The sequence below is a fragment of the Arthrobacter sp. H14 genome, assembly GCF_000520495.1.
Lineage (GTDB): Bacteria > Actinomycetota > Actinomycetes > Actinomycetales > Micrococcaceae > Arthrobacter_C.
Map to the genome: position 1 here is coordinate 4,935 of NZ_KI914699.1, position 7,512 is coordinate 12,446.

Below are 7,512 nucleotides of genomic sequence, written 5' to 3' on the forward strand. Positions count from 1 at the left end.
CCGCGCGTCGGCTTGGCGGGCACGGCAGCGCCCCGATGAGGGCGCTGCCCGGGGCGCGGAGGCTCACCCCGTGGATGCGGCGCGTCAGCGGGCCAGTGAGATTACCGGCCAAGTGTCCGGGATGATCGAGCACCTGGGTCAGCAGCTCGCGGCGCTTGTTGAGGAACTGCGCACCGTGGGTGATCCCGAGGCGGCGGAAGCTCAGATTGAGTCGGTAGCCAGCGAGGCCGCCGAGCAGGTTGCGGGCGCGAACGCGAGGGCCACCCGTGCCGAGCAGGCTCAGCGCCGGGCTGAGGCCGAGAAGGTTGAGGCCGACGCGGCAGCGCAAGAAGCAACACGAACGAGTGAGGAACTCACCGAGGAGCTGTCAGGGGCCCAAGAGGGCCTCGATGCGGCCCTGGCCCAGGCTAAGCAACTCACCGAGGAACTCGCCCAAGCCCAAGCCTCGGCCGCGAACGAACGGGAACTGGCCCAAGCCGAAAGTGCCGGCCTGCGGGCGGACCTTGAAGCAATCCGTGTGCAACTGACTTTGGCTGAACAGGAACGCGACGCCGCCGCCGAACGGGCAGGGACAGAGGAACAGGCCCGGATTGCGGCAGAGCGGCGCACAGGAGTGGCCGAGAGCCGCGTTGAGGCGGAGACGGCCCGGGCTGACCGCGAGGAGTCCGCGGCCGAAGAGGTCCGGGCTCAGCTGGCGGCAGTCCGGACCGACCTTGAGGGCGCCCGCGAGGCGGTGGCCGATATGCGCAGCACCGTGGCAACACTGACGGCCGAGCGTGAAGCGGGCAGGGCCGACGTCGAGCGTGAGCGCATCCATGGTGAACAACGTGTCAAAGACCTTCACGAGACCTACAGCCGCCAAATCGACCAACTGCGCGCCGAACTAACCCAAGTCCGCGAGGCGAAGACCAGGGAACGCCGCCCACAAACCGGTGCAAAGCAATAGCAGCAACCACAGCGGGGGGCCCATCACCACGGAACCTAGTTGGCGCCTACCGCCCGGCCTAAGCCTGAATCCACCGATGGTCTGTGGCATCGGCCGTGATTCCGATTTTCCTGATGGTGGCTGATGTTGGGCAGCGCTGGTCGGCCGGCCTCGCTGCCGGTGGTGTTCCACGTTGTGCTTTCGGTTGCGTCCGGTCTGGACTCGGTGGTCAGGCGGTTGCTGCAGCGGTTGGTCCGCGGGCCGCGTCGAACAGTGTTGTCCAGGCTGTTTCCCAGGGCCAGTTTTGAGGTAGGTGCAGCCGGATTTTTCGGGCGCTGGTCGCGATCCTGGCCGGGATGTTGATGAGTTTTTGGCGGATCGTTGGCGTAGTCGCTTTCGCTAATTCCTTACCCGTGAGGGTCGCCGCGGCGCGGGTGAGGTTGAATGCCATCACCGCGGCGGTAAGCCAGGCGCTATTGGCTGCGAAATCCCCGCTGGGCAGGTGGGCCAGCGCTGAATTCTTCAGGTCCGAATTGATCTGTTCAATGACCGCATGGGCGCGGTGGGTTTTATCGGCGGCGACGGTATTGAGGCCGCTGGTGGTGAAGACCGGATGAAACCGGTGGGTCTGAAACAGGGAGCCTTGGTCCTTCGGGGCCGGTTTATTCAGCTCCGGAATCCTGCGTACGACCAGACGGCCCACGACGTGCTCGGCCTTCTTCCGTGAGGTGAAGGCGGTAAAAGGGACTTCGGCGACTTCGGCCTCGGAAATCCAGTGGCCGCTGTCCTCGTCATAGACCGAGTTCGGGTACTCGATCTTGGTCCAAGCGCTCTCATCGATGGTGCTGATCGCTGCTTTGACGCGTTTATCGGCCCGGGCCGTGATCGAGACGGCGGCGCCGGCGGCCAGCGCCGAGGCCACCACTTTTTGGTTGCAATACGCCGAATCGGCACGCAACAGCACTGGGCCCGCTTGCGCTTCACAGCTGCGTAACCGAGCCACGGCCCCGAGGGTGTCAGTGATCAATTTCGCGGCGCCGCGCGGGGAGCCGGTCGATCCTTTACGCAGCCGGGAGCCGACGATGACCGGAGCGGCCTCGTCGGTGCTGACGGTAGCCAGGACCGCGTTCAAACCCCGCACCCCGGAGTAACCGTAGCCGGAGCCCTGCTTCTGGTAGCCGTGCACCTCGACGATCGTGTCGTCAACGTCGACCAGAGCGTAGTCTTCGAGACCTTTGACCACCGGGGTGTGTCCGGCCAGCCCGTGCAGGAAGCGGGTGGCGACCGCCTCGAGCTGACGGACATGACCGAACGTGAAAGACCGGAGAAAAGAGCCCAGCGTCGAGGGCGCATAGCCCCGATCGAACAGCTTGCCCATCCCTCCGTGCCGTAGCAACGCCATGTCATCGATCGAGTCAGCGCCAGCGACCATCCCGCCGACCAGCGAGGCGATCTTCAATCCGGCGTTAGCGCCCTTATCCGTGGGCACCGTGACCCACTGATCAGCCAAAGACCGCAGCCCGGATTTCTCCGCCAAGGCCAGCACCGGAACCAACCCGCCAGCGGACACGAGATTCGGATCGTCAAAGGAAGCTGACACGACCGGACGGGTATGAGAAACTTGCATTTGCGGGATGCCCCTCTATCTGCTGGAAAATGAACCTTGAACAAGTCCTATTTTCCCTGATCAGAAGGGCATTTCCCGGTTAAAACGCCGCCGGCACCTCACATAACATCGGTGGATTCAGGCTAAGTCTTGATCCACCGATCGGTAGTCGGCCCGTGATTTTCGAGGTTGGCTTTGGATTTCGGCTTTAGGGTAGGTCGTCCGGCCTCGCTGCCGGTGTTGTTCCACTGATGTTCCTGGTTGGGCCGTGGTCCGGGCTGGTGGGCGGGGGTATCTTTGCTGTGGCAGGCGGTGGATGGACGATGGTGAACAGGTTTTCCCAGGGCCGTTTGCCAGGGCCAGGCTTCGAGGAGGCGGATGCATATTCTTCGTGCGCTGGAGGCGATTCTGGCCGGGGGAACCGAAGCCCCTTTGGGGTGTCAATTACGACGATGACGCCATTAACTGGCTGAGGGCCCCGCAGCTCCTGGCCGCGGGACCCTCAGTAATCCATAACAGGGAACCTGTCCCTGTCTTCGTTTACAGTTTACTCCCATGGGTAAAGACGAACAACCGAGTATTGAGTCGGTGCTCTTAAGGCGTTTCAGTGCACCCCGGCTGGCGCCCTACCTTGCCGTTGCGGGAAACCTACAGGACGCTGTTCACCTGTACCGATGGAACGTGGACCTCTCCGGGGCCGTGTACGAAGCACTCCATATATTCGAAGTCGTCCTCCGCAATGCGATCGATGAACAGCTGTGTCTGTGGAACGCCTCCCAACCCGACCCGCTGGTAGGACGACTGCACTCGTCGGATTGGTTACTGGATCCGTCAGCGCTGCTAAACCGGGTTGTAGGCAGAGACATTCCCGACGCCCGAACACGGGCAGTAAAGTCCACCCGGCTTCGACCTCGAAATCAGCGGCAGCCACACCACGCCGATATTCTTGCCGCCATGTCACTTGGTACGTGGCGCTTTATGCTGCCCGGCCGTCACGATGCCGGCAAACAATTGCTGTGGGATGAGACCCCTTCGACATGCCTTCCCGCATCTAAGCCGGCCCGCGCGGGAGCTGGAAAGAGCCACAGACGGGGTCTACCGGCTGCGCAACCGGGTCGCCCACCTTGAGCCCCTGATCAACAGCAACATAGAAGCCCAACTCGTCAACATGCGCACCGTCATCGGCGCCATAGATCAGGATCTGCTGTCCTGGTTCGCTTCAGTTGAAAAGATTGGAACCGTTCTCAAGCAGCGTCCGCCTGGAAAAGTGAAATAGGGACTTCTAGCTGACGTATCTGCCCGTTATCGCCGGTAAACGGCCAATTGCTTTAGGTAATGCATCTTCCCAAACGTCTATAAGGCGTGGCACATCTCTACAACGATATTTACCTGGATGAGTACGGTTGAAAGATGAGAATTGACGGCAACAGGGCATGGTGACTAAGGCGGCGCCGAGTGATGGAGATTAGATGCTTCCTGGTAATAGTTCAGAGGTCAACGGAGATGTAGCCAGCGCAGTAGGTGCAGTCGCAATGACCGACGCAGCTTGCGATGAAGCACTGCTAGAGGTGTTGCGGGTGCTGCTGACTCCACTTCCAGTGGAGCGGGTGCGGATTCTCTTGGCCTCCGATAGCGGGTCGAACAAGGCGTCCAAAATGCTCAAATTGATGAAGGTGATGGGGGTCCCTATCGATGAACCCTTGGGAAACATGGGTAGGCCATCGAAGCAGCTCATAAGCGATTTCAACACTTTGAAGGCGGCTCGAGACCTCGCAGTCCACTCTTTCTACGACATCGAAGTCAATGACGGCTCAGTCAGCAGGTTCCGCAGCCGCAATCCGGAACCCGTGAGCGTTCAGATCAAAGAGATTATGGCCGTGGCTGACAACTTGTCGCAGTGCCTGTCGGACTTTATCGCGCTCATCGAGCATCTAGAAACCGTGGCGGCCTGCGACTACGGCAACAAAGCGGATATAGACAGATATCTGGATGATGGGCGTATGTTGCTCACGGTCGCTCACCTAATGGATCGAAACCGTCTCCACGAGTTGGAGTATGCATTCGAGGAGAACGTCCTGGTTCGTCTGGGGATGGGTCCGCAGATGCAGTGGCGGATTCTCAGTGAGGTGGACGAGCCCGTCGAGCAGGAACTGTTACTTGAACTAAACCGCAGCAATGGCAGCATTATTCTCACGTTAGCCAACGGGCAGACGGTGACATATGGAGACACCTGGTGGCGGGATATAACTAGCATTGCCCGAGAAAGTGACCCGAAAATGGACGCCGCCCTTATCCGCCGGATCGGATACAACGTGCAGTTCGCCTTTCGAGGCGGACGCATTTTGACAGCCCTTGATTCCGCTGAGCTAAAGCGAGATTTGACTCAACGTGTGTTCGGGAGGAGTGAGTCAGATCTCTGGGAACACTTACCGAAATCTGTCACAGATGTAGAGGGATTCCGTCCGAATACGGGTCCAAAGAATAATTCGGCTGACGCCTGATTGGCTTACCGCGGCTCCATTGACAACTGCGCTTACTCGGCGTTGGCGGAATCGGCTGAATCGGCGAGCGAGAGCGGTGGCAGAGCATTGACGATCTTGATCGTTTCAACGCTGACGGTCACGGTTCGCTTGACCAGATCGATGATGTAACGGGGGTCGCCAACTTCTTCGCACCAGTCGTTAGGGTTATTGACGATGCCCGAGGCTTTATCGATCCTGACTTGATAGCGTTCCATAATCCATTCGATGGCGGACCGAGACCCGAGCATGTACTCGTACGCTTGCTCCGGGATGCTGCTGAGCGTGATGTGCTCGTTGAACGTAATTCTGGTGCGATCTTTACCCTTGCCGAAAGCCATTTTTTTGACTCGGTAGGGGTTATCAACCGAGCCACCCACCGGTGTTTCTCCGAGAGGATACAGTTCGGCGTTCTCGTAACCGATATGGAGGGACGCGAGCTCCCGGCCCGCGGTGACGAAGGACGCGTAGTCGTGAGAATTATCTGTCTTAGGAATGCGCGGAAGGGCTTTTCTCAGGTCCGCGGCAAACTCGTTGCGATAATCCGGCGCGTGCAAGATCCCGTAAACGTAGTAGAAGATGTCGTCTTTGGTTACGGCTTCACCATAGCTGTCCCGGTAATCGGCCAGTATCCAGTCGGAAACATTGTCGACAAGCTCATATCCTTCGTGTGGGTCCTGTTGCTGAGTCAGCTGGCTCAGTAGATCCTGTTCTGCCTCGGAATGGTTGATATAGGTATAACGCGGTAGGAATTGGCCTCCCTCGGACCCCCAGAGATTGACATCGGGCAAGCTGTCTATCATCAGGACAGAGAAGGGCTTCTGTGCGCCGGCTCCTGTCATATAAAAGCCTAGGTTCTCGAGGCCCGTACTGGGGAACATGGTCGGCAAGAGCGACCTTCGTTCGTTGAGGCGCCGATCGAAGTAGATCCTCTGTTTGTTAAACGGGCGGTAGACGGCCGTCCTCACGGCAGATGCGTCGAACAAGAGAGGGCGATTTGCGATAAATTCAACTTTCAGCCCGTCGCTCCAATTGATTCTCCTGGGATCCAGGTCAATGAAGGCGTCAGCTTCCGCCCGTACCTGGGTAGCAGCACCGGTCCGCGGTTTGGAGCGGAATGAGGCCACTTGTTGGTTGAATGCGTCGATCATCCGCACAACGTTGTCGATAAGTTCCTTGTTTGAGGCGTTATAAACCCAAGCATCGCGTGCTGATGTAAGCCCACGAGAATGAGTGTTGAATATAGAGGAGCCCGGAGCGTCTTTGGCACTCATGGTGTTGAAATCGCTGAAGGCAGCGTTGCGTTGGTTGATCCAGTCGCCATCGTCATTGGGGACGATGGCCTTCCAATCGATGGTTCCGACGTCGCTGCCATTGACGGCGGCGAGTTTCTCTTCGCGGGTGAGGTAGTCGCCGATGTCCCGGTAGTGCAGTTTGGCGCCGGGGCTGGCACCTGGTTTCTTCACCAGGAGCATGACAGCAACGGTGTTGCGACTGGCCGAGTGAGCCGAGCTGGTCCTCCATCCCGTCGCGGTACGCCTGGTGAATGGTGCCTCTCTTGCCATGGCAGATGTCGCGGGCCAACTTGTGGCGGGACTCCTGCACGGTGAGCTGCTTGTGCATTTGCCGCCGGTAGGTGTCATCCACAGGGTCCACGACGGCAAGCAGGTGCAGGGTCTTGGCGATCCGCCCGTACTCAGCGAACGCCTGACCGAGCGACGTGGGGCGGCCCTCGTGGCCGAACATCCGCAACAGGTCATAGGCGCGCACCTGATTGGTGACCAGGGAGCCGGCCACCCGCAGCATGTCCGGTCCGGCAACAAAGCCGGGGGAGCCTTTTGCGATCATGTCGTTCACGCTCCAACGTTCACCAGGGGAGGGCCCGCTTTGATCCTTTCCCTGACGGTGGTGGCGTTGCAGGGGTTTGTAATTGTGCCAAGTCTCTGGCGCCCGTCGATGTTCAGGTCGACAGCGTTTCTACCGCGGGGGCGGTGTGCGCCGTCGAGCGGACCATAAAGCAAGCATACTTACTAGTGTTTATGGATGCCAAACGCGTTCCACGCGAGGGCTGCAGCGTGCGTCCCGGGGGTCCGGACCCGTTGTCATTGGAGGCGCCGTACAGACATAAGCGGCCCCGTTACCGCTATTCGTGATTTTCAAAACCTCCGCAGCTGCGCCATTGCCATCATCGGCCATTGGTCCGGCCGCTGGCGCTATCCGCGGGCGAAGCACTACCTTGTAAGCATGCTTGGTATATGTTTTGCCTGCGCATCACATACAGATGCACGCACAATGATCCGTCGTGGAGAGTGCGGTTCGATGCCACGCAAAGACCGGGCAAGATCCGGCCAATTCTCCAGGCTCCCGATCCGATCCGTACATCAAACAGGGAAGGAAGCACTGTGAACACCAACAAGCACCGGACACCGGCTGAAAGTAACAGCCGTGACAGTGCCGGCCAG

Annotated in this window: 5 protein-coding genes and 1 pseudogene; 3 read left to right on the plus strand and 3 right to left on the minus strand. The window is 59.5% G+C overall.

All coding sequences use genetic code 11. The features are described from left to right. Window positions 1–946 (plus strand): coiled-coil domain-containing protein (locus Y707_RS0120565; protein WP_216699306.1); only part of this gene is annotated, 946 nt, incomplete at its 5' end. A gap of 208 nt (window positions 947–1,154) precedes the next feature. On the opposite strand, the gene Y707_RS0120570 is transcribed toward Y707_RS0120565, so the two are convergent. After that, entirely contained in the window at window positions 1,155–2,552 is a 1,398-nt protein-coding gene (locus Y707_RS0120570; protein ID WP_026536453.1) for an IS1380 family transposase, read from the minus strand. A 1,000-nt stretch (window positions 2,553–3,552) separates the two neighbouring features. Between Y707_RS0120570 and Y707_RS0120580 the strand changes: the two genes are divergently transcribed. Both Y707_RS0120580 and Y707_RS0120585 read left to right on the plus strand, forming a co-directional pair. Beyond that, window positions 3,553–3,807, plus strand: a complete 255-nt coding sequence (locus Y707_RS0120580; protein ID WP_026536454.1) for a hypothetical protein — start codon at window positions 3,553–3,555, stop codon at window positions 3,805–3,807. A 193-nt stretch (window positions 3,808–4,000) separates the two neighbouring features. Further along, the gene (locus Y707_RS0120585; RefSeq protein ID WP_162150258.1) at window positions 4,001–5,032 is read left to right on the plus strand and encodes a hypothetical protein; all 1,032 of its coding nucleotides are present in this window, start codon (window positions 4,001–4,003) and stop codon (window positions 5,030–5,032) included. 32 nt (window positions 5,033–5,064) lie between these two features. Here the strand turns inward: Y707_RS0120585 and Y707_RS0120590 are convergent, their stop codons facing one another. Both Y707_RS0120590 and Y707_RS30225 read right to left on the minus strand, forming a co-directional pair. Further along, window positions 5,065–6,516, minus strand: coding sequence for a type ISP restriction/modification enzyme (locus Y707_RS0120590; protein ID WP_155853214.1), 1,452 nt, complete (start codon window positions 6,514–6,516; stop codon window positions 5,065–5,067). Window positions 6,517–6,547: 31 nt separating this feature from the next. Beyond that, window positions 6,548–6,859, minus strand: a pseudogene (locus Y707_RS30225) (Tn3 family transposase); the annotation flags it as partial. Window positions 6,860–7,512 lie beyond the last annotated feature (653 nt).